At 48.8% G+C, this 22,346-nt stretch carries 19 protein-coding genes; 13 read left to right on the top strand and 6 right to left on the bottom strand.

Annotated features, from left to right (window positions below):
• Positions 1 to 34: 34 nt before the first annotated feature.
• Positions 35 to 448, top strand: coding sequence for a thioesterase family protein (locus SHEWMR4_RS05580; RefSeq protein WP_011621858.1), 414 nt, complete (start codon positions 35 to 37; stop codon positions 446 to 448).
• On the opposite strand, the gene SHEWMR4_RS05575 is transcribed toward SHEWMR4_RS05580, so the two are convergent.
• On the bottom strand, positions 437 to 1,963 hold the full coding sequence (locus SHEWMR4_RS05575) for a putative bifunctional diguanylate cyclase/phosphodiesterase (protein WP_011621857.1): 1,527 nt from the start codon (positions 1,961 to 1,963) through the stop codon (positions 437 to 439). The genes SHEWMR4_RS05580 and SHEWMR4_RS05575 overlap by 12 nt on opposite strands.
• Before the next feature lie 85 nt (positions 1,964 to 2,048).
• On the bottom strand, positions 2,049 to 2,888 hold the full coding sequence (locus SHEWMR4_RS05570) for an HDOD domain-containing protein (protein WP_011621856.1): 840 nt from the start codon (positions 2,886 to 2,888) through the stop codon (positions 2,049 to 2,051).
• 351 nt (positions 2,889 to 3,239) lie between these two features.
• On the opposite strand from SHEWMR4_RS05570, the gene yegQ reads away from it, so the two are divergent.
• Positions 3,240 to 4,604, top strand: a complete 1,365-nt coding sequence (yegQ, locus tag SHEWMR4_RS05565; protein ID WP_011621855.1) for a tRNA 5-hydroxyuridine modification protein YegQ — start codon at positions 3,240 to 3,242, stop codon at positions 4,602 to 4,604.
• 3 nt (positions 4,605 to 4,607) lie between these two features.
• Positions 4,608 to 4,859, top strand: coding sequence for a YfhL family 4Fe-4S dicluster ferredoxin (locus SHEWMR4_RS05560; RefSeq protein WP_011621854.1), 252 nt, complete (start codon positions 4,608 to 4,610; stop codon positions 4,857 to 4,859).
• Between the two features lie 85 nt (positions 4,860 to 4,944).
• On the opposite strand, the gene ubiT is transcribed toward SHEWMR4_RS05560, so the two are convergent.
• Entirely contained in the window at positions 4,945 to 5,481 is a 537-nt protein-coding gene (gene ubiT, locus SHEWMR4_RS05555) for a ubiquinone anaerobic biosynthesis accessory factor UbiT (RefSeq protein WP_011621853.1), read from the bottom strand.
• A 138-nt stretch (positions 5,482 to 5,619) separates the two neighbouring features.
• Between ubiT and ubiU the strand changes: the two genes are divergently transcribed.
• Both ubiU and SHEWMR4_RS05545 read left to right on the top strand, forming a co-directional pair.
• Complete coding sequence (gene ubiU / locus SHEWMR4_RS05550) at positions 5,620 to 6,621, top strand: ubiquinone anaerobic biosynthesis protein UbiU (RefSeq protein ID WP_011621852.1); 1,002 nt, start codon at positions 5,620 to 5,622, stop codon at positions 6,619 to 6,621.
• Between the two features lie 30 nt (positions 6,622 to 6,651).
• Positions 6,652 to 7,521: a U32 family peptidase gene (locus SHEWMR4_RS05545; RefSeq protein ID WP_011621851.1), complete on the top strand. Its 870-nt coding sequence runs from the start codon at positions 6,652 to 6,654 to the stop codon at positions 7,519 to 7,521.
• Positions 7,522 to 7,550: 29 nt separating this feature from the next.
• Here the strand turns inward: SHEWMR4_RS05545 and SHEWMR4_RS05540 are convergent, their stop codons facing one another.
• Positions 7,551 to 8,258, bottom strand: a complete 708-nt coding sequence (locus tag SHEWMR4_RS05540; protein ID WP_011621850.1) for a DUF998 domain-containing protein — start codon at positions 8,256 to 8,258, stop codon at positions 7,551 to 7,553.
• 703 nt (positions 8,259 to 8,961) lie between these two features.
• Between SHEWMR4_RS05540 and SHEWMR4_RS05535 the strand changes: the two genes are divergently transcribed.
• Positions 8,962 to 10,320: a YjiH family protein gene (locus SHEWMR4_RS05535; RefSeq protein ID WP_011621849.1), complete on the top strand. Its 1,359-nt coding sequence runs from the start codon at positions 8,962 to 8,964 to the stop codon at positions 10,318 to 10,320.
• Positions 10,321 to 10,862: 542 nt separating this feature from the next.
• On the opposite strand, the gene SHEWMR4_RS05530 is transcribed toward SHEWMR4_RS05535, so the two are convergent.
• Complete coding sequence (locus tag SHEWMR4_RS05530; protein ID WP_041408721.1) at positions 10,863 to 11,534, bottom strand: hypothetical protein; 672 nt, start codon at positions 11,532 to 11,534, stop codon at positions 10,863 to 10,865.
• A 595-nt stretch (positions 11,535 to 12,129) separates the two neighbouring features.
• Between SHEWMR4_RS05530 and SHEWMR4_RS05525 the strand changes: the two genes are divergently transcribed.
• The 3 genes from SHEWMR4_RS05525 to SHEWMR4_RS05515 all read left to right on the top strand — a co-directional run bounded on the left by SHEWMR4_RS05525 (position 12,130) and on the right by SHEWMR4_RS05515 (position 15,637).
• Positions 12,130 to 13,212, top strand: a complete 1,083-nt coding sequence (locus tag SHEWMR4_RS05525) for a UDP-2,3-diacylglucosamine diphosphatase (RefSeq protein WP_011621848.1) — start codon at positions 12,130 to 12,132, stop codon at positions 13,210 to 13,212.
• A gap of 2 nt (positions 13,213 to 13,214) precedes the next feature.
• Entirely contained in the window at positions 13,215 to 15,104 is a 1,890-nt protein-coding gene (locus SHEWMR4_RS05520) for a GNAT family N-acyltransferase (RefSeq protein WP_011621847.1), read from the top strand.
• A gap of 101 nt (positions 15,105 to 15,205) precedes the next feature.
• Positions 15,206 to 15,637, top strand: coding sequence for a CBS domain-containing protein (locus SHEWMR4_RS05515; protein WP_011621846.1), 432 nt, complete (start codon positions 15,206 to 15,208; stop codon positions 15,635 to 15,637).
• Positions 15,638 to 15,674: 37 nt separating this feature from the next.
• On the opposite strand, the gene SHEWMR4_RS05510 is transcribed toward SHEWMR4_RS05515, so the two are convergent.
• The gene (locus SHEWMR4_RS05510; RefSeq protein ID WP_011621845.1) at positions 15,675 to 17,027 is read right to left on the bottom strand and encodes an NCS2 family permease; all 1,353 of its coding nucleotides are present in this window, start codon (positions 17,025 to 17,027) and stop codon (positions 15,675 to 15,677) included.
• Positions 17,028 to 17,544: 517 nt separating this feature from the next.
• On the opposite strand from SHEWMR4_RS05510, the gene torE reads away from it, so the two are divergent.
• From torE to torD, 4 genes are all read left to right on the top strand, one after another.
• Complete coding sequence (gene torE, locus SHEWMR4_RS05505) at positions 17,545 to 17,715, top strand: trimethylamine N-oxide reductase system protein TorE (RefSeq protein ID WP_011621844.1); 171 nt, start codon at positions 17,545 to 17,547, stop codon at positions 17,713 to 17,715.
• 26 nt (positions 17,716 to 17,741) lie between these two features.
• Positions 17,742 to 18,920, top strand: a complete 1,179-nt coding sequence (torC, locus tag SHEWMR4_RS05500) for a pentaheme c-type cytochrome TorC (protein ID WP_011621843.1) — start codon at positions 17,742 to 17,744, stop codon at positions 18,918 to 18,920.
• Between the two features lie 15 nt (positions 18,921 to 18,935).
• Positions 18,936 to 21,425 (top strand): trimethylamine-N-oxide reductase TorA, encoded by a 2,490-nt coding sequence (torA, locus tag SHEWMR4_RS05495; RefSeq protein WP_011621842.1) that lies wholly within the window; start codon positions 18,936 to 18,938, stop codon positions 21,423 to 21,425.
• A 67-nt stretch (positions 21,426 to 21,492) separates the two neighbouring features.
• Positions 21,493 to 22,122 (top strand): molecular chaperone TorD, encoded by a 630-nt coding sequence (gene torD, locus SHEWMR4_RS05490; RefSeq protein WP_011621841.1) that lies wholly within the window; start codon positions 21,493 to 21,495, stop codon positions 22,120 to 22,122.
• The last annotated feature ends 224 nt before the right edge of the window (positions 22,123 to 22,346 follow it).

The following is a 22,346-nucleotide window of genomic DNA, read 5'->3' as shown; positions in this document are numbered from 1 at the left end:
GCGCTCACTCAACATACTTCATATCGAAAACGCCATGCCGCAATTTAGCCCAAGTTATTCTTTCCCTGTGCAAATTTACTATGAAGATACGGATTTTTCTGGCGTGGTGTATCACCCGAACTTTTTGAAATACTTCGAGCGCGCCCGTGAGCATGTGATTGGCGCCGAGCGTTTACGCGACCTCTGGCAACAGCAGCAATTGGGTTTTGCGGTGTATCGCAGCGACATGTTGTGCCACGAAGGAGTGGAGTTTGCCGATATCATCGATATCCGCACTAAGTTCTACTTTGAGAGTAAATATCGCACCGTCTGGCATCAGGAAATTTGGCGCCCAAACGGTAAAAAACCAGCGGTTACGGCTACTATCGAAATGGTATGTATGAATCAAGCTCGGCAACTTGCGCCCATGCCCGCCGACTTAATTACCCAATTAAGCCTAGGGATGTGAACCATTCACGCAGAGCATTTCAGGCGTTGGCCGAAGCTGCTCCCAGTTCATTTCAAGCTCTGCGGCCCGCATAGGCTTAGCATAAACAATCCCTTGAATACGATCGACGCCCATATTCACCAACATATCATGGACTTCGATCGTTTCAACACCTTCTACTGTCACCTCGTAGCCGAGCTTTTTAGCGATATTGATGCTGGCCTCAAGGATATATTCAGAGGGCTTATTCGGCTCAAGATCCCGAAGAAAGGCTTTATCGATTTTGACTTCATTGGCGGGTAAATGCTTTAAATACGCCAGCGATGAATGGCCTGTGCCAAAATCATCGATCGCCAATTTCACCCCAAGGCGACGAATTTGTTCCAAGGTATCCACGGCCTTGTTTAAATCCGCCATCAGAGTGCTTTCGGTAATCTCAATCATTAAGCATTCTGGCGATAATTTATAATGTTCGAGGCGGGTCGCTATCTCATTGGGTAAGGTTTCACTATCGAGATCACGGGTCGAGAGATTAAGCGCCACACATACAGAGATACCTGCTACACGCCACTTTACCTGCTGCTGTAGCACTTGCTCCAGCGCCCAATTGCTCACTAGATCTATCATGCCGGCGCATTCTGCCAGCGGAATGAATTCTGCGGGGGAAATAAACCCGAGTTCCTCATGCTCCCAGCGAATTAGAGCCTCTACTTGGGTGCAAGCTCCAGTGTGAATATCCTGCTTAGGCTGGTACACCATATACAAATGATTCCGCTGTAAGCCACTGGGAAGACTGTCGATAATCTTAAGCTCCCTCAACTGACGAATATCGTCATTCTCACTGTAACAGGCGATAGCGCTGCGAGTGGCACGAGCCTTTTTAAGGGCGAGATCTAGCCTTCTGAGCATATGGCTCACATCGGTATGGTGCTCAGCCAATTGCAAACAACCAATCTGCATTCGCACACTCACAGGCGTATCTTTAATTTTAAAGGGAACTTGTAAACGGCCACGTAAATGCAGCAATTGCTCCTCGGACAGACTTTGCTCGTAATAGAGGAAAAACTCATCACCGTTTAGACGCGCAATCAACTTAGGTTTAAGACTTAAGCTGGTTAAGCGATCGGCAAACTGTTTAAGCAGAATATCCCCAAATACAAAACCAAAGAGATCATTCACATAGCGAAAACGATAGATATCGATGAGCACTAAGGTGCCATGGGTGATAGGCATCATAGCCGTCAATGAGCGCTTGAGTCCGACACGGTTATTCAGCCCAGTGAGTTTGTCCTTGCCCATACCCGCAGGCAGCGCTGCGAGCATCTCATTTAAGGAGTGGTACAGGGGCGCAAACTCCTGCGGCACGATAGGAATATTAAGGGGGCGGCGTTCAATCTTTTGTTGATCGAGCTGGGGGCATAACTGCGCCAAAAATCGCTGCTGTAGCCGCAGAGCCTGATATCTTGCAAGTAAAATATAGAGCACGGCTATCAAGATAATAACCAATGCTAAACCGATAAATCCCAGAATAACCATAGTTTGGCCTCAATCTTACCACGTAAGCTTAATACACCATTCTCCCCAGCACGGAGTAAGATTGGCTTCCCTCTAGGCCCTACGACTACTGGTAACTCTCTCTGATTGAATGGAATTTATCCATAAATTCATCACTCGCTAAATCACTCGCCGAAACGGGTAAACCACGACTCACAAAGACTTCCATCCGTTGCTCAAAATCGGCACCGGCACGTAACTCACCGGTGTAAAAGGCTGCGGCACGGATAAAATCTAAGTAGGTCACATGGTCCGGCAGATAAGGTAAATCCGCCCAACGCTCAACCACTTCCATCACCTCTGGCGCAAAAGCCCAACTCTTTAACACCGCACGTCCCAGTGGACCTTGCATTTTACGTACTAAAGAGCGCAATTGATCAATGCTAGTGAATAACTCTGGATGGGCTTCGGCTTCGGTCAGTACTGGTAATGCACCGATATTATGGACTAGACCTGCCAATGTTAAGGTATCGAGATTGAGCTGACCGGGGTGACGCTTATTGTACATTTGCAACATGGCGCAGGCGGCGGCCGTTACTTCAATCGAGGTGCGCCACACTTCATCCATCACTTCCCATACCATTTCATTGGTAGAAATAAAGAGCTGCTCCATAGCTACTGAGGTCGCAATACTCTTAATTTGGATTAAACCGATACGGGAGACCGCACTATTAATGCTCTCGGCGGGAATGCCACGGCTATACAAAGCACTGTTGGCGACTTTAATAATACGCGCCGAAATCGCCGCATCTTGACCGATCACCTCAGCCACTTGCTTTAGGCTCGCATCGGAGCGACTCACCACTTCTTGTACCCGCATGGCTACTTCGGGCAGAGTCGGTAGCACTAAAGCATCATCTTTTAATTTTTTGAGTAATCCGACTAACAGTAGATGTTCGGTAGACATCTTCGCTCCCATCAATCTGCAAACATAAATCTTCAATAGTTGGAGTATATCAGTTGCCCACCGATTGATGGGCAGAAAAAAGCAACAGACGTTAATTATTTGTATGACGCTGTTATCAATTTCACCCAGAATGGCATCGACCATCTCAAGGTAAATCAATTCAACCAGGCTAGAAATAGCCAATCCGGTCTTCGCCTCAATTTACCGCCATTATCAGGCTTTCAGGTATATTCGTAAAATGCGAACTATACCTAATCTTAGGCGGAGCAATTTGCATAACCCTACTTTGATTGTGTAAAATGCCGCCCCCGCGCACTGCGCCTCCATCTACCAACCAATTCGAGAGTCATTATGTTTAAACCTGAGTTGTTATCTCCCGCTGGGACGCTGAAAAACATGCGTTACGCTTTTGCCTATGGTGCAGATGCCGTGTATGCCGGCCAGCCGAGATACAGCCTGAGGGTTCGTAATAACGACTTTAAAATGGAAAACCTCGCGACGGGTATCGAAGAAGCCCATGCGTTGGGTAAAAAGCTTTATGTGGTGAGTAACATTGCTCCCCACAACGCCAAGCTCAAAACCTATATCAAAGATATGGAACCGGTAGTGGCGATGAAGCCCGATGCGCTGATCATGTCAGATCCTGGCCTTATCATGATGGTACGTGAGGCCTTCCCTGAGCAGGTGGTGCATTTATCGGTGCAAGCCAACGCCATTAACTGGGCATCGGTCAAATTCTGGCAGACCCAAGGCATTAAACGGGTAATTTTATCCCGCGAATTATCCTTAGATGAAATCGAAGAAATCCGTCAACGCTGCCCCGATATCGAACTAGAAGTGTTTGTCCACGGCGCCCTGTGTATGGCTTACTCTGGCCGTTGTTTACTGTCGGGTTATATCAATAAGCGCGATCCAAACCAAGGCACTTGCACTAACGCCTGCCGCTGGAAATACGATGTGCACGAAGCGCAGCAAACTGACTCTGGCGATATCATTGCCACCCCCAATGCGGTGCAAATCGAGACGCCAACCTTGGGCACGGGTCCTGCGACCGACCAAATCTTCCTGCTGCAAGAAGCCAATCGCCCCGGCGAATATATGCCAGCGTTTGAAGATGAGCATGGCACTTATATCATGAACTCTAAGGACTTGCGCGCAATCCAACACGTTGAGCGTTTGGCGAAAATGGGCATCGACTCGCTGAAGATCGAAGGCCGTACTAAGTCGTTCTACTATGTTGCCCGTACCGCCCAGCTATACCGTCAGGCCATCGACGATGCCGCCTCAGGCAAGAGCTTCGATCGCAGCCTGATGAACCAACTCGAAGGCTTAGCACACCGCGGCTATACCGAAGGTTTCTTACGTCGCCACGTACATGATGAATATCAAAACTACGACTATGGCTACTCGGTCAGCGATACCCAACAATTTGTGGGCGAATTAACCGGTAAACGCAATCTGGCTGGCCTTGCCGAAATCGAAGTGAAGAACAAATTCTCTGTCGGTGATAGTGTTGAATTAATGACGCCACAGGGCAATATCAGCCTCACCATCGAGCAACTCGAGAACCGCAAAGCCGAATCGGTTGAAGCGGGATTAGGTTCGGGCCATACCGTTTACTTGCCCGTGCCGAAAGAGGTTGATCTGAACCACGGCATTTTACTGCGTAACCTGCCCCAAGGTCAGGATACCCGTAACCCACACGAAGCAGGCTAAGGCATGGCATTACTGATCGACGACAGCTGCATCAATTGCGACATGTGTGAACCTGAATGTCCGAATCAGGCCATCACCATGGGGGAAGAAATCTATGAAATCGACCCAGACCGCTGCACCGAATGCGTAGGCCATTACGATAAGCCGACCTGCGTCTCCGTCTGTCCGATTGATTGTATTGACCCCGACCCTAACCGCGTCGAGTCCCACGACGAGCTGTTGGTCAAATTCGCCATACTCACGCAAAAAATTTAAGTGGGTATCGCCCGTCCAAGCTAAACAAAAGCCCCGCAATGTCAGCGGGGCTTTTGTTTATCACTTGATTACAGCCAAGTTCGCATCAGCTTAAGCTTGGGGATTTAGCCAAAATCACCGTCGGTTTTGCCTCAAGCTGCAAACGCACAATGGCATCGGCCAGCTTTTCAACGCTTAAGCGAATGGGTGTCGGCAGGCTGGCAAACTCGATACTCAGCAGCAGATTTTTCACCTCAAGCCCTAACTCGGTATCGCCTTCAATGCTCAGTTTACGTTGGAAAAACAGTGTATCAGGGTCTTCTTTTGCCGCAGCGACCAATAAGAGCTCGGCGGAATTGGCACTAAAGCTGACCTGGGCATCGGTCAGCTCACGCACCTGCCAACGGCCATCGAAACTCACTTCAAAATACAGATTTAAATCTTCAACCCGAATCGCAACCCACTTGTCCGCCAAGAAAGCTAACTCGCCATCTTCGGCCTGCGGCGCCAGCAGCTGTGTTAAGAGTTGGCTAAGCACCTTGGCCTTGAGGCTAAAGGGCACTTTGGAGAGTGGCAAACGGATCAGTTTTGGGGTGAGTTCGAGCAGTTGTTTTGCAAGATTAGCTGAAAAAACAGCGGACATAAGCGGCTACCTAAGGATAAAAAACACTATATCTCCCAGTTTACCGAGATTTTATGATCTTAAACCTGTTTTAAATCAATTCACCGCCATTCAATCTTCCCTACACTCTGCCCCTGTTATTTTATCGGGAGCACCATTATGGAGTTGTTGTGTCCAGCAGGAAACCTGGCCTCGCTAAAGTCGGCGCTGCAGGCCGGAGCCGATGCTGTCTACCTTGGGTTAAAGGATGATACCAATGCACGTTCATTCGCGGGCTTAAACTTCACCCCCGCAAAATTACAGGAAGCCGCCGATTTGACCCATCAGCGGGGCAAGAAAATCTTCCTCACTTTAAATACCTTTCCTAAGCCGAATGAGGAACACCGCTGGTATCAAGCCATCGACTTGGCGGCCAGTATTGGGGTCGATGCCTTAATCGTCGCCGATCTGTCACTACTCGACTATGCCCACAGGCAATATCCGCATATTCCGCTGCATTTATCGGTACAGGCGAGCGCCACCAACTTGGGCGCGCTGAGCTTTTATAAAGAGGCTTTTAATATCGCGCGGGTGGTATTACCCAGAGTGCTGTCGATGAAACAAGTGCGCGACCTCGCTAAGGTCAGCCCAGTCGATTTAGAGGTCTTTGCCTTTGGCAGCCTGTGCATTATGGCCGAAGGCCGCTGCCACTTATCCTCCTATGTCACTGGCCAATCGCCAAATACTGGCGGCTCTTGCTCGCCAGCGAAACACGTGCGCTGGCAGGAACAGGGCCAAGACAGATTGACTCGCCTCAACGAAGTCTTGATTGATAAGTCAGGGCTCGATGAACAAATGGGTTACCCCGTCGTCTGTAAAGGCCGTTATCTCACCCAAGACGATGATAAACCGCAATATCTGCTCGAGTCTCCCACCAGTTTAAATACCCTTAGCCTGCTGCCTGAGCTTGCCAAAGCGGGAATAGTGTCACTCAAGATTGAGGGGCGTCAGCGCAGCCCTGCCTATGTGGAGCAAGTGACCAAGGTTTGGCGTCAAGCGATTGATACTTACCTTAATAATCCAGATAAATTCCAGACTCAGGCCCATTGGGAGCAAGCCCTCGCGAAAGTCTCCGAAGGCCAAATTACCACCTTAGGCGCCTACGAGCGTGACTGGCAATAGCCCTAGCGATAACCAGAAGAAGAAACGATTATGAAAATTTCCCTCGGCCCACTGCTCTATTGCTGGGAAAAACAACAGGTCATCGACTTTTACCAACAAGTGGCCAACAGTCAGATCCCGTTAGTGTATTTGGGTGAAGCCGTTTGTAGCCGTCGACGCGAACTCAAGTTTGGCGACTATCTCGAACTGGCCAAAATGCTTAAATCTGCGGGTAAAGAGGTGGTGCTGTCGACACTCGCCCTTATCGAAGCACCGTCTGAATACACAGAGCTTAAACGTCAGGTCGATAATGGCGAATTTAGCATTGAGGCCAACGACATGGCGGCCGTGTATCTCGCCAAGGAGCACAAGCTGCCCTTTGTCTGCGGCGCCAGTATCAACAACTACAATCGCGCCAGTTTAGATATTTTGCAGCGCTTTGGTATGCAGCGCTTTGTGATGCCAGTAGAACTGTCAAAGACTTGGCTTAGCCAAGTGGTCGCACAAAAGCCTGCATTCGAAGTCGAAGTGCTCGGCCATGGCTATTTGCCACTCGCCCACTCGGCGCGCTGCTTTACTGCAAGGCATCAACACTTGTCGAAGGACAGCTGCGAAACCGTTTGCCGCCAATACAGCAAGGGCTTACTGGCACAGACGCAAGAGGCGCAACCCTTACTCAGGTTAAACGGCATCCAAACCCAGTCGGCCAACTGTGTCGATTTGCGCAGCGAACTCAATGAAATGATAAAAATGGGCGTCGATGTATTTCGGGTTTCACCCAGCAGCTTAGCCTGCATCAGTAAGGCCGATGCACTGGTCGAGGCGTTAAAGACTGGGGCAACGGATGCTCAGTTTCCTCGAAGCGATGAGCACTGCAACGGTTACTGGTTTGGCGAGGCGGGACTGAAATCCTTAAGCTGATAGCTTTATGGGTTAATCACTAAAATCACTCACTCGGGAGCTTGCTCCTGAGTGAGCCATTTAGGGTTTAGCAGCAGCGTCACAGTCCACCCCAATAAACTCCCAAGCCCAATCCACTCCAGCAATGCCGGCCACCACAAATCGGGCCTAGGCAGTTGCAACACCATTTCTTGATAGAAAGGCCTGTCGCCCTCGGTTAAGCCCAGATCTAATAGCGGTGCATAGAGAAAGGTCATCATGCTCAGCAATACTACAAGCGCTAACAATAGCGTCCAGGATTGCCGCCTCTGTGAATTAAGCCCAGCCCACAGCAGATAACAGATTGCACTTGTGCTGCCGAAGTAAAAAAACCACTTCAGGGCAAGAATATGCAAGTGATACACATTGACCGGAAACAACCCCACACAGGCCAAAGCTAAAAACGTCAGCGCCAGCGCACAAAAGAAGGGGTATCCCCAAAAACCACTCACGGTTTGCAAGGATGAAAGGCAATAAAAAACAATGCTTAAGCTACCAAAAAACAAGCCGCCATTGAGCACTACCGCCAGGGATGAATGCCCGTAGGTGCCTAATTCACTCAAGGTATGATTCAAAAAGTTGAAGGATCGGGTCTCTGTGTGTTCGAAGCCTAACACCGCCACACCTATCCCGAGCAATAATCCAAAAATACCAATAAAACCAAACTTAGTGGCGAGCGCAAAACCTCTTGTCGCGACATTCATTTTTGTAACAGTCATGGATAATTTAGCCTAACCAAAGTAGTACTAACTTACATGGAATTGAAAAGAATTAAAGCGGCGTTCATCCTCTTTAGGATAAATATTTTATTTCATCACTATTTACGACTTTTTAGTCACTGCCCTGCCAACCCTACACTTAGTCATATTTCAATTTCAAATATGCAAATAGCGAGTAAAAATCGCATAAAAATGCACAAGTCATTCAGTGAATTATGGATTTTAATCGATGTTAACTAACCCATGACAATTGATGTTAACTAGCTCACATTGCATCAGCTAAGACTGAAGTGCCGTTACCTATAACGACCAAAAAAACAACAAAAGCTGAATATTCGAAGAATCTAAGGAAAAAATTTGCACAAAACCGACCTTAGATGCTAACAAGAACAAGAATAAAACAACTCGATAAACTCGCAACAACACACAAACATAAAATATTGATTTTATTGTTTAAAAACAAAACAAACCTTCGAAATCCGCCAAGATCAGTATTCAGAAATTGCCCAAATAACTATGCTATTTTGCTGCTTATCTCAAACAAATTTCCGAATCGTTTTACATGGCAGCGCTAAGCGAGTAATCTTCCCCCTTCTCGATTTTGAGTTGAATGAAAATGCATCCAATATCCGCCTAACATGCGGCTTTGAGGGGCAATTTGTTCAAGATTATTTGTGCGATTCGTACTTTAAGGTGTACACCATTGGCTACTGAACATAAAAACCGCAACATTAAGACGATACTCACCTTTATCGTCCCTTCGCTGATCGGTCTGCTGCTGTTTATGACCCCTATCAGCTACAACGACGCGATAACCATCCCTATCGCAATCATCTCTAAAGCGCTGCAAAGCGTGTTAAGCGATGTATTAACCTTAATCGTGACAGTGATCGTCGTCGCCATGGCCTCGGCCTCTGTGCTGACTAAGTTGCTCAAACCTAAGTTTGTGATGAACAGTCACTTCCTCAATGGTTTACTCAATATCAGCCCGCTGTGGCTTACGACTCGTGTGGTCGGCGCCATCTTTATCGTACTAACCTATTTAGGCATTGGCCCCGAAGCCATTCACTCATCGAGCACTGGCGCCTTAGTACTGAACGACCTGTTACCCGTACTCTTCTCGGTGTTTATCTTCGCCGGTATGCTACTGCCGCTGCTGTTAAACTTCGGTCTATTAGAGCTATTTGGCACCCTGCTGACCAAGGTAATGCGCCCTGTGTTTAACCTACCAGGTCGCAGCGCCATCGACTGTATGGCCTCTTGGTTAGGTGACGGCAGCGTTGGGATTTTGCTGACCAGCAAGCAATACGAAGCGCGTTTTTACACCCAAAGGGAAGCCGCGGTTATCGGTACGACCTTCTCGGCGGTCTCTATTACCTTCAGCTTAGTGGTGATCTCACAGGTGAAGTTAGAGCATATGTTTGTGCCCTTCTACCTGACAGTATGTTTAGCGGGTTTTGCGGCAGCCGTGATTGTGCCTAAGCTGCCACCACTGTCGTGGAAGAAAGATAACTATATCGACGATACGCCACGTCAACCCGACGATGAGATGATCCCCGCTGGGCACGGCGCACTCTCTTGGGGCTTTGATAAAGCACTCGAGAAAGCTGCCAGTGCTGGTGGTGTCAAAGCCGTTTTAAATGAAGGCGTTAAAAACGTTATCGATATGGTGTTTGGCATTCTCCCCGTGGTAATGGCCATTGGTACCACGGCGCTGATCATCGCCGAGCATACACCTATCTTCAATTACTTAGGTATGCCGTTTATTCCGTTACTGGAACTGCTGCATATCCCCGAAGCGACCGAAGCCTCTAAAACTATCGTTGTTGGCTTTGCCGATATGTTTATCCCGTCGATTTTAGCCAGCTCTATCGAATCGGATATGACCCGCTTTGTGATTGCCGCCTTATCAGTAACCCAGCTGATTTACATGAGTGAAGTCGGCGCACTGCTGATTGGCAGTAAAATTCCAGTGAATTTTGTTGAGCTTTTTGTCGTGTTCGTACTGCGTACCTTAGTCACTCTGCCAGTCATTGCCGGCGTGGCTCATTTGCTGTTCTAAGCGCAACATCACCTTAAATATCAAGGGGAGTCAGATTAACTGACTCCCCTTTTTTATACTGATTCAAACACGAACTCATACACAAACAAGCAGTTTTGATTACTTCGTTGAGTGTGGGTTAGCCGCACAAACTCCACTCATCATCACATAACTCAGTTGGGACAAAAGAACGTTCAATATAAAAGGGCGACCCATGGTATTTGCTCGACGACACGCAGCGAGTCCATCCGTGGATGCTCGACCGCCCCGTCCATGGGGCGGACGGTCGTCTCGCAAACCTCCATGGCTCACCTATTTAGCGTTGGCGTAATCTGTAAGTTTTAAAAAGAAATACGCAGCATGTTTTGGGACATTTCCGCGTTAGACTTTTAGCTCGGATTAATGAATTTCGGATTAAAATTTCTATGGGTTAACGCCGCATTAAGGTGTGAGCAACGCTGCCACCTAGCCTAAACCATGCCACCGTAAACACGAAACCCAACGATGGAATAAAAAATGCCAAGCGTTGAGAATCACTCTTAAATGCTTTGTTAGCCAAATTTTTAAGGGCTTGGTGGAGTATAAGTGTTTTGTCGACTTGGTTTATTGTGATCTAGCCAATTTTTCATCAATTCAATTGATGGAAAGTCAATAATATCAAGTTGATCACTATCGGGATTATCGAGCATAACTTCGATAGTAGAGCCTTCGTGTCCGCCTAGGGTCATTAACCAATTTGTATATTGCTTAAATGTATAGTAATTAGAGCCAATATCACCGTTTAAGAAACTAGTAAATGCATCGTCTGCTGAGATCCGAGATTGGATTTGAGGTTCATCTTGTACCAATTGAGGGTAACTGGTATCAGTAAATATAGCGTTATTGCAGACCTCAGGATAATACTGGTTTAACTCCACAGTTCGATTACTTCTCTTACGGGACCAAGCGATATAATGGCACTTTAAACTCTGAATCTGCCGATTTTGCTCTTGGTCAAGACGGACACACAATTGAGAGCGAAGAGGCTTACGACCTTCAGCCCTAATATCTCGTTCTTCATATTTGAACTCAATGAGAGCAAAGTTTGACGTATCTGTGAAAATATAGTCCGCACCTAGAATCGCATCTTGCCCGTCGAGGCTGCACCTATTGATCTGTCTTCCTTGAGTAGCCGCATATCTCGTAAAATGATTCGAGAAACTGTCAGCTATCGATTGCTCATGTTTTCTATTCATTCAAAACCTACTGAAATTTGATTGATTTGGCTAACATTTTATTCATGCGCATGCGCGTTTACCTCGTTGGACCAGTGAAAACGCGCACGGTTAACTATCTGTATGCAAAGAACTTATCAGCTTTTTGTTTAATACACCATCTGGAAAAACGCGCATGCGCGTTTTCCAAACCTATTAACTAAAACTCAGCCTCTATAGTCAATTGATTTTATAGCGTTTTATTTATTGCGAATGGAATTAGTGCGCACTGATTTTGTCTTAAAATCATACCAAAATACCTAAATTTAAATACGACTGTATACCCATACATTGTTAGTCGATTTCTGGTAAGGCCAAACATAGGCAAATAGATAAGAATATGTATGGCAGTAGGTGTGGGAATTTTCGGTTGAGCTAACGAGCCGAAACTCGGAATGGGGCAAAAATGAGTTAACTCAATCTATCGACAGTCAATGCACCCAGAACGGAATCTTGTTGGGTTAACTCCAGCCCAATCGCCCTTGCTGTCATCTGCATGTCACTTAAGCTTCATCATTCAGTCAAAGCCCATCACTAATCTCTAAGGCAGTCAACAGCCGCATAGGGTGAATATGAGATGACTGGAGCTAATTACAGGGGACTTGATCGCACGCTTATCGACGCACTCAAGACTCCCCGAAACTCTTCCCGTAACACTCCTTCCAACTCTTCCGACAATGCTCCATCCAGTGTTTACGACACTTCCTTCTCAACCCCACATATTGCCAACGCCAGCAACGCCGCAAATAACCAAACCATCACAGTCAACGCCCTTTGGCTATCGGATATCCATCTCGGTTGTAAGGATTGCAAAGCCGACTATCTGTTAAGCCTATTAAATACCGTGCGTTGTCAGCACTTGTATCTGGTCGGCGATATTGTGGATTTATGGGCGCTCAAACGCCGCCTGCACTGGCCCGGGAGTCACAATAAGGTATTGCAAAAGCTGATTGAACTGGCACAAAACGGCACTCAGGTGATATATCTGCCGGGTAACCACGATGAGCTAATCAAGCCCTATGCCGAACTGACGCTGCTGAATATCAAGATTGCTCGCCAACATATTCATCAGGGGATTGGCGGACACAAACTGTTAATGCTGCATGGCGATCAGTTCGATGCCGATGTTTGCGTTGGCCGCTTCTACGCCATCTTGGGCGATCATCTCTACGACTTGTTGCTATTCCTCAACCGCAATCTCCATCGCCTGCGAGAGCGTTTAGGCTACCCGTATTGGTCACTCGCCAGCTATATCAAATCCCGCGTTGGCAAGGCGCAGACGGCTATCGCCCGTTTTCGCCAGGCCGTAGTGAATTATGCGCAGCACTATGATGTGGATGGCGTCATCTGCGGCCATATCCACCAGCCAGAGCTATCGATTCACGCTCGAGATAACCAATACACCACACCAGATAAGCGCCAAATAATCTATGCCAATGATGGCGACTGGGTCGAAAACTGCAGCCTGATCACCGAAACCTTAAACGGGGAATTACAGCTCTGCCGCTGGAACGAGCAAAGCGTAAACCTCGATATTCTGAGCAGTATTGTGCTGGCGCAAACGCCGCCCAAAGCACCTGTTAACGCCCCAAAACCTATTCCACAAACGGCCACACACAGCCCCAAACAAGCAGAAATCCAACCAAGGGATGTTGCCTAATCATGAACCCATTAACACCTCATACCCCAAACGCTGATTTATTAAGTCCTAACACATTAAGCGCCAACGCATTAGCGCAGGACGCAGCCATGCCACTGCCCGCCTTAAAAGCCAGTTCGATGATCTTTACTGTCGATAATGTGGTGGAGCAAAACCTACCCGCCCTCAAGGACAAACCTTGGTTAGCCAAGCCGACTAAGGCCATGCTGCGTTACCTGTTGAATGAAAAACAATGTAACGAGATAGCCAATCAGTTTGCCTATCTACAAGGGGTCGACTTTGTCGAGCAAGTGCTCGCCAGCTTCGATTTTAGCTTTACCGTGCCCGCCAACGAGGTCGAAAATATTCCCTGTGAGGGCCGCGTGGTGATCTTCGCCAATCATCCAATTGGCTCCCTCGATGCGCTTGCCCTGATTAAACTGGTCAGCGAAATTCGCCCCGATATCAAGGTCGTGGCGAACGAGCTTCTGATGGCGCTCGAACCTTTGCATTCTATCCTGCTGCCAGTGCGCAATATGACGGGCGGCACGCCGAAACAGCACCTCGAAAAAATCCACCAGCATCTGCGTAATGAAGGCGCGGTACTGATTTTCCCGTCGGGGGAAGTCTCTCGCCTGCGCCCGAGCGGGGTGCGCGATACTCAGTGGCACTCGGGCTTTTTGAAGATGGCGATTTCCTGTAATGCGCCGCTGCTGCCAATCTTTTTGGATGCTAAAAACTCGGCCACCTTCTACGGCGCCTCGATGATTTACAAACCCTTAGCCACATTGTTACTGGTCAAGGAGATGTTTAAACAGGCCAAACGCAATATGCCCATTCGTATCGGCGAGCTTATCCCGAATGAAGCCGTGCGTTCGATGGATTTCCCGCTAAAGACCAAGATAAAACTGCTTAAAAATCATCTGTATCGCATCGGTAAAGATAAAGACCCGCTGTTTATCACCCAAAGCGCCATCGCCCACCCTGAGTCGCGCCGAGAGCTACAGGCGGCGCTGCAACAATGTGAACTCCTCGGCGAAACCCAAGATAACAAGCTGATTTATTTGTATCAGCATCAGGACAGCAACCCCATCATGCGCGAAATTGGGCGCCTGCGGGAAATCGCCTTTCGCGCCGTTGGCGAAGGCACGGGCAAACGCCGGGATATCGATAAATATGATTCCTACTACCAACATCTGGTGTTGTGGGATAAAGAGCAGTTTGAAATTGTCGGCGCCTATCGTTTCGCCAGCGGCGAGCAAGTGCTAAATCGCTACGGCGACAACGCCCTCTACAGCCAATCCCTGTTCCAATATGCCGATGGTTTTATGCCTTTTGTTAAACAAGGCTTAGAACTTGGCCGCAGCTTTGTGCAGCCCAAATATTGGGGTAAACGCAGTCTCGACTATCTCTGGTTTGGCATTGGCGCCTTCCTCGCTAAACATCCCGAATATCGCTACCTGTTTGGCCCAGTGTCCATCAGTAATCAACTGCCTGGCAGCGCGCGGGAGATGTTAGTGCATTTCTACTCCAAGGAGTTTGCGCCAGCACAGCAGCTGGCGGTGTCAATGTCGCCCTTTGGACTGTCCAAGCAGCGCAAGTTGCAGTTGGATGAACTCTATTCGGGTGAGGATTACCAAAGCCACTTTAAGCAACTCAAACAAATGCTGGCGAGTATGGGCGCCGCGGTGCCAACCCTATACAAGCAGTACGGCGAGCTGTGTAAGCAGGATGGGGTGAAGTTTCTCGCCTTCGGGATCGATGCCGATTTTGGCGACTGTGTCGATGGCTTAGTCTTGGTCGATACCCATAAACTGAAAGGGAAAAAGTACCAGCGTTATATCGGCGCCCATTTACCCGAAGACTTACGCAACCCCTTGATGGCAGAGGATGAAACTGACGAGCAGGATTAGGCACAAATCCGCCCTAATACATTGGCTAAATAAACATCGGTCTGTTATAAGTATCTGTAATACAGTGCATTAACGATACACGTCCTAGGAAGGATTTTATCATGCCGATCATTATCGCCGATATTATGCGTACCCGAGTCGTCACGGTCGAAATGGACGATCGCTTAACCGTGGCGAAGGATATTTTCGATCAGGCAAACTTCCACCATCTGCTGGTGGTGGATGAATATAAACTCGAAGGGGTATTGTCGGAGCGCGACTTACTCCGTGCCATCAGCCCGAATCTGGGCAGTAGCGCCGAAACCGCTAAGGATCTCGAGACCCTACAAAAACGCGTCCATCAGGTGATGACCCGTAATCCCGTTACTGTTGCGCCGCATGTATCGCTCGATGCTGCGACGCACACCCTACTAGAACATAATATTGGCTGTTTGCCCGTGCTCGATAATGGCGATTTAGTCGGGATAGTGACTTGGAAGGATTTACTGCGAGCCTATTGTGAACACAATGAGGTCAATGAAAGCGAGTGCTAACGGCACTCGCTTTCAACTTTATAGAGAGAGTAGCAAACTAGATTGCCCAGCCGCCCATATAGAAGGCCACAAGGCCCAGCGTAATAGCGAGCACGCCTAACTTAAGCTGACGGATTTCACCGCTAAAAATGCGGCCAACCACTAAGGTCACAAAGCCGAGCATAATACCGGTCACAATGTTACAGCTGAGGATGATGAATACGGCGCAGGTTAATCCCGCCATCGCATCGACCTTGTCGTTAAAGTCCAACTTAGTCACATTGCTGAGCATCAATAGCCCCACATACATCAGCGCAGGCGCCGTAGCATAGGCTGGCACTAAATAGCTGAGCGGCGCTAAAAACACCATCAGCAGGAATAATCCGCCCACTATGGTCGCGGTTAAACCTGTCTTACCGCCCGCCGCCGTACCCGCCGCCGATTCGATATACACGGCCGCAGGGGCGCCACCAACGATCCCCGCAAACATGCTGCTGACCGAATCCGAGGTCAGCGCCTTGCCACCGCCGACGATATTATCGTCTTTATCCAGCAGATTGGCTTGCCCTGCCACCGCGCGGATGGTGCCCGTGGCATCAAAAATCGCCGTCATCACCAGCGCCAGCACAATCGGTAATACCACAGGATTCAAGGCGCCCATAATATCCATTTGGCCAATCAGCGAGTGCTCAGAGGTAAAATCAGGCACGGCGAAGAAACCTTGGAATGTCACGCTTGGATCAAACACTAAACCAAACAGGGATAGGCCAATAATCACCAGTAAAATCCCGCCGGGTACGCCGCGACGCTCTAAACCGATAGTGGCCGCTAACCCCAGTACGGTGGCGATAACGGGCAGGCTGTTAATGTCGCCTAACTTCACTGGCAGACCCGCGTCGTTGGCCACAATCAACTGCACACTGTTAGTGGCAATTAAGAGTAAAAACAAGCCAATACCTATACCTGTACCATGGGCAATCCCCTTCGGTAGGTTAGCCAGCACCCATTGACGCACGCCCGTGACACTCACGACGGTAAAAATCACGCCCATCCAAAAGATAGCGCCCAAGGTCACAGGGATACTCATGCCCTGACCTAACACCAAGCCGAAGGCGGTAAAGGCGGTGAGTGAAATCGCACAACCAATGGCCATGGGGAGATTTGCCCAGAGTCCCATCAGCAGCGAGCCAAAGGAGGCAATTAAACAGGTGGCGACGAACACGGCGCCGGGATCGAATCCCGCTTTGCCTAACATATTGGGTACCACAATCACTGAGTACACCATAGCGAGGAAGGTGGTTAACCCTGCGATCACTTCTTGGCGAACTGTGCTACCACGTTGTTGAATTGAAAAATAACGGTCCAGAAACGAACCAGAGGGTACGGCTGTTGAACTCAATTGCTCAGACATATCTTGTTATACCTTGTGATCTCTTAAAATAGGGTCGATACCAATTGGCTTAACCATTGGCGACGCTGGCTGCGGCAGATTAGAGCCCCAAATCCAATGACTTGGGTGAGAGATCCACATCATTCTCCTACATCGGGAAAAATCCATGATCTGCAAGCAGTGACGCTTTGCATCGTTAAAATGGCTTCAACGAGACAAACGCAGCCTTTGTTGGGCGCGGATAATACTGTAAACGCCGCCAGATAGCTAAGACCTCGCCTGCACTTCAGTAAATAATTAGCGAAAAAATTCAAAATCAGTGTTTAAAAAAACGCCTAAACCGCACAACAAACTGCCGAGTCCGATCACAGAAATTAGATTAACTCTCTGTCAGTAAAACAAAAAGTCATCGGCTTTTTAAAATTTTCATAATTTTTCATATATTGTCAAAGCCCATTCATCCCTGCAGGCAAGTCCATTCACATCTCCCCTTTATAGTGCTCCCATCAAAAATCGCTTTCGAACGGAGCTCTTCCCAATGACAAAGCCCACTATGCAAACATCGGATAAGTCCTCACGCAGCAATGAGTTAAAGGCGCTGGGATTCATCATTTTCATACTCTTTCCCGCACTGACTGTCGCGGGGATCAGTCTCTACGGTTTCATCATTTGGATGATCCAAGCCTTCGGCGGCGTTGTCGGCCACTAATTCACTGATACTTTGAGGACGCTATTATGAAGTGGTTAATCAACCTCTGGCGCACACTAAACAAACCCACAAAAGCTCTCACCTTAGGCGCTGTCAGCATCAGTGCTTTTATCATGGGCATCATCTTCTGGGGCGGATTTAACACCGCACTGGAAGCCACCAACACCGAAGCCTTCTGTATTAGCTGCCACAGTATGGAAAGCAAGCCTTACCAAGAGTTACAGGAAACAGTGCATTGGTCGAATCACTCTGGCGTGCGCGCTACCTGCCCCGACTGCCACGTGCCCCACAACTGGAGCCGTAAGATTGCCCGTAAGATGGAAGCTTCGCACGATGTTTGGGGCTGGTTATTCAACACGGTCAACACCCCTGAAAAATTTGAAGCTAAACGCCTCGAAATGGCGAGCCGCGAATGGAAACGTTTCGATCGCGACAATTCTCTGGCCTGTAAGAATTGCCACAACTACAACTCGATGAAGTGGGAAAGCATGTCACCACTGGCGCAAAAACAGATGAAACGCGCCGCCGAAATCGACCAAAGCTGTATCGATTGCCACAAAGGCATTGCCCACCATTTACCTGAAATGGGCACGGCCCGCGCACCCGAACTCATCGCCGAAGTGGGCGCTGGCGTCAGTTCAGTCGAAACCAACCAAACCTACTACAGCGCCCTGACTAAGCCACTGTTCTTTAGTGAAAAAGGTGACGTTGAAGCCGGTACCTTAAACGTAGCCACTAAAGTCAAAGTGCTCGAAACCCAAGGTAAGCGCATCAAAATTGGCATCGATGGCTGGCGTAAGAAAATCGGTGCAGGCCGCGTGATCTACATGGACTTTGGGGTAAACATTCTGTCGGCGCAGTTAAGCAAAGATGCCGCCGAAACCGAAGGTGTTATCCAAACCTTTGAAGAGAAAGAAGACCCAATGACAGGCCTGAAATGGCAACGGGTTGAAGCCCAAATCTGGACCGATAAGGATTACCTGCTCACCGAGCTGCAACCACTCTGGGGCTATGCCCGCGACACGTTCCGCTCAAGCTGTAGTGTGTGCCACACCCAGCCAGATGAAGCGCATTTCGATGCCAATACCTGGCCAGGCATGTTCCAAGGCATGTTGGCCTTCGTGAACATGGATCAAGACACCCAAGCGCTAGTGCAGAAATACCTGCAGGAACATTCGTCAACCTTCGTGAAAAAAGAGCACTAATTCGGGAGTAATACCATGAACAGAAGAGACTTTTTAAAAGGCTTAGCCTCAACCTCTTTCGTTGCTTTAGGTGGCAGCTCAGTGTTAGCGCCCTTAAATGCGCTGGCCAGCACGGGCTTAAATGAAGACGAATGGCTGACCACGGGCTCACACTTTGGCGCCTTTAAAATCAAACGTAAAAACGGTGTGATTGCCGAGGTCAAAGCCTTCGATTTAGATAAATATCCAACGGATATGATTAACGGTATCCGCGGTATGGTCTATAACCCATCTCGCGTGCGTTACCCTATGGTTCGCTTAGACTTTTTACTGAAAGGCCATAAGAGCAATACCCAACAACGGGGAGATTTCCGCTTCGTTCGCGTGACCTGGGATAAAGCATTAAAGCTGTTTAAACACTCACTCGATGAAGTCCAAACCAAGTACGGCCCATCGGGCTTACACGCGGGGCAAACCGGCTGGCGCGCCACTGGGCAACTGCATTCCAGCACCAGCCATATGCAGCGTGCGGTGGGGATGCACGGCAACTATGTGAAGAAAATCGGTGACTACTCCACAGGTGCAGGCCAAACCATTCTGCCCTATGTGTTAGGTTCAACCGAAGTGTATGCCCAAGGTACCTCTTGGCCGCTGATCTTAGAAAACAGCAACACTATTGTGCTCTGGTCAAACGATCCATATAAAAACCTGCAAGTGGGTTGGAACGCCGAAACCCATGAGGCCTTCGCTTACCTCGCGCAGTTAAAAGAGAAGGTCAAACAGGGCAAGATCCGCGTGATCAGCATCGACCCTGTGGTCACCAAAACTCAGGCCTACCTTGGCTGTGAACAGTTGTATGTTAACCCACAGACTGACGTGACGCTGATGCTGGCCATCGCCCATGAGATGATCACCCAAAAACTTTACGATGATAAATTCATCCAAGGCTATAGCTTAGGCTTTGAAGAGTTTGTGCCTTACGTGATGGGCACTAAAGATGGTATCGCCAAAACGCCAGAGTGGGCAGCGCCAATCTGTGGGGTTGAGCCACACATCATCCGCGATCTGGCGAAAACCTTAGTTAAGGGCCGCACCCAAATCATGATGGGTTGGTGTATTCAGCGCCAACAACACGGTGAGCAACCTTACTGGATGGCCGCAGTCCTCGCGACCATGATAGGTCAAATTGGCTTACCAGGCGGCGGCATCAGCTATGGTCACCACTACTCCAGTATTGGTGTGCCTGCGACAAATGCGGCGGCGCCCGGCGCCTTCCCACGTAACTTAGACGAGAACCAAAAACCCCTGTTCGATAGCACCGACTTTAAAGGCGCAAGCAGCACGATTCCCGTCGCCCGTTGGATTGATGCGATCCTCGAACCCGGCAAAACCATTGATGCCAACGGTTCGAAAGTGGTGTATCCCGATATTAAGATGATGATTTTCTCGGGTAATAACCCATGGAATCACCATCAAGACCGTAACCGCATGAAGCAAGCCTTCCATAAACTGGAATGTGTGGTCACTATCGATGTGAACTGGACGGCGACTTGCCGCTTCTCCGACATAGTGCTGCCCGCCTGCACCACCTATGAGCGTAACGATATCGACGTATACGGCGCCTATGCTAACCGCGGTATTTTGGCGATGCAGAAGATGGTCGAGCCGCTGTTTGAGAGTTTGTCAGACTTTGAAATCTTCACTCGCTTTGCCGCGCTGATGGGGAAAGAGAAAGAATACACCCGCAATATGAGCGAAATGGAGTGGATAGAAACCCTCTATAACGAGTGTAAAGCCGCGAACGCGGGTAAGTATGAGATGCCAGATTTTGCCACTTTCTGGAAGCAAGGTTATGTGCACTTTGGTGATGGCGAGCTGTGGACACGCCACGCCGACTTTAGAAACGACCCTGAAATCAATCCATTAGGTACGCCTTCTGGCTTGATTGAAATTTTCAGCCGTAAGATTGAACAGTTCGGTTATGACGACTGCCAAGGCCATCCAATTTGGATGGAAAAAGCCGAGCGTAGCCATGGTGGCCCAGGGTCAGACAAATATCCTGTGTGGCTACAATCTTGCCATCCGGATAAACGCCTGCACTCACAGATGTGTGAGTCGAAGGAATACCGCGAAACCTACACAGTCAACGGCCGCGAACCCATCTACATTAGCCCTGTGGATGCCAAAGCGCGCGGCATTAAAGATGGCGATATTGTGCGCGTCTTTAACGACCGTGGCCAACTGTTAGCGGGCGCAGTGGTATCGGATCGCTTCCCTAAAGGCGTAGTGCGAATTCATGAAGGCGCATGGTATGGCCCAGTGGGTAAAGATGGCAGCGTTGAAGGCGGCGCCGAAATCGGTGCCCTGTGCAGCTATGGCGATCCAAATACTCTGACCTTAGACATTGGCACATCGAAGTTGGCTCAAGCCTGCTCAGCCTATACTTGTCTGGTCGAGTTTGAGAAATACCAAGGCAAAGTCCCTAAGGTCAGCTCCTTCGATGGCCCTATCGAAGTCGAAATCTAACCGAGCCCACAAGGCGATGCGCCTAGTCAACTAGGCGCATTCCACTGTTAATCTTGAGGAACATGCGATGAGCAACGTCGATATCAATCATGCCAGAGCCTTAGTGTATCAGCTGCTGTCTTCTCTGTTTGCCCGTGAAATTGATGAGCAGCGCCTTAAGCAACTCACCAGTGAGCAAGCGCAGCAATTCTGGACACAACTGGGTTATGCACCCGAGTTTAGTGCACCAGTCGCCAGCATACAGAAGGTGCTGAATGACTTAACGAGCGATGAAGCCTTGCTCGAACTTGCCGCCGATTATTGCGGTTTATTCCTCGTAGGCACAAAATATAGCGCCTCGCCCTATGCCAGCCTGTACTTGAGCCCCGAGGAAGAACCCTTGCTATTTGGGCAGCAGCATCAACAAATGAGCGAGTTTTTACACCAGAGTAAACTGCAAGTGCAGAGTCACTTCCCTGAGCCTGCCGATCACTTAGCCGTGATACTCGCCTATATGGGACACTTAGCTTGCCACAGTGAAGATGCTGCCCAGTTAAGCTTCCTAAATACTTGTATAGACTCATGGTTAGCCAAGTTTGTCGCCAAGGTCATTGAGTGCGATAGCCAGCACAGCAATGGCTTTTACAGCGCTCTCGCCACACTCACCCTCGCTTGGGTGCAGCAAGATAAACAGCAGTTAGAACAGGCAATACATTGATCGCCACCAGCCTAAATCCCGAGTAGCGTTAAACCCAAGTAGCGTTAAACCCAAGTAGCGTTAAACCAGAGTCGCGTTAAACCTGAGTCGCATTAAGACTCAAGTTGATGGCTCATGTCTTGTCCTAGAATAAATTAACGAAATGCGGCTCCCATAGGAGCCGCTTTTTTATTCCTCGATTTGCATTGATTAGGCAAAATACATGCAGTTAAAGACGACTCAGT

It is taken from the genome of Shewanella sp. MR-4 (assembly GCF_000014685.1).
In the GTDB taxonomy this organism is placed as follows: Bacteria; Pseudomonadota; Gammaproteobacteria; order Enterobacterales; family Shewanellaceae; genus Shewanella.
This window is presented reverse-complemented; position numbering and strand designations above follow the sequence as displayed.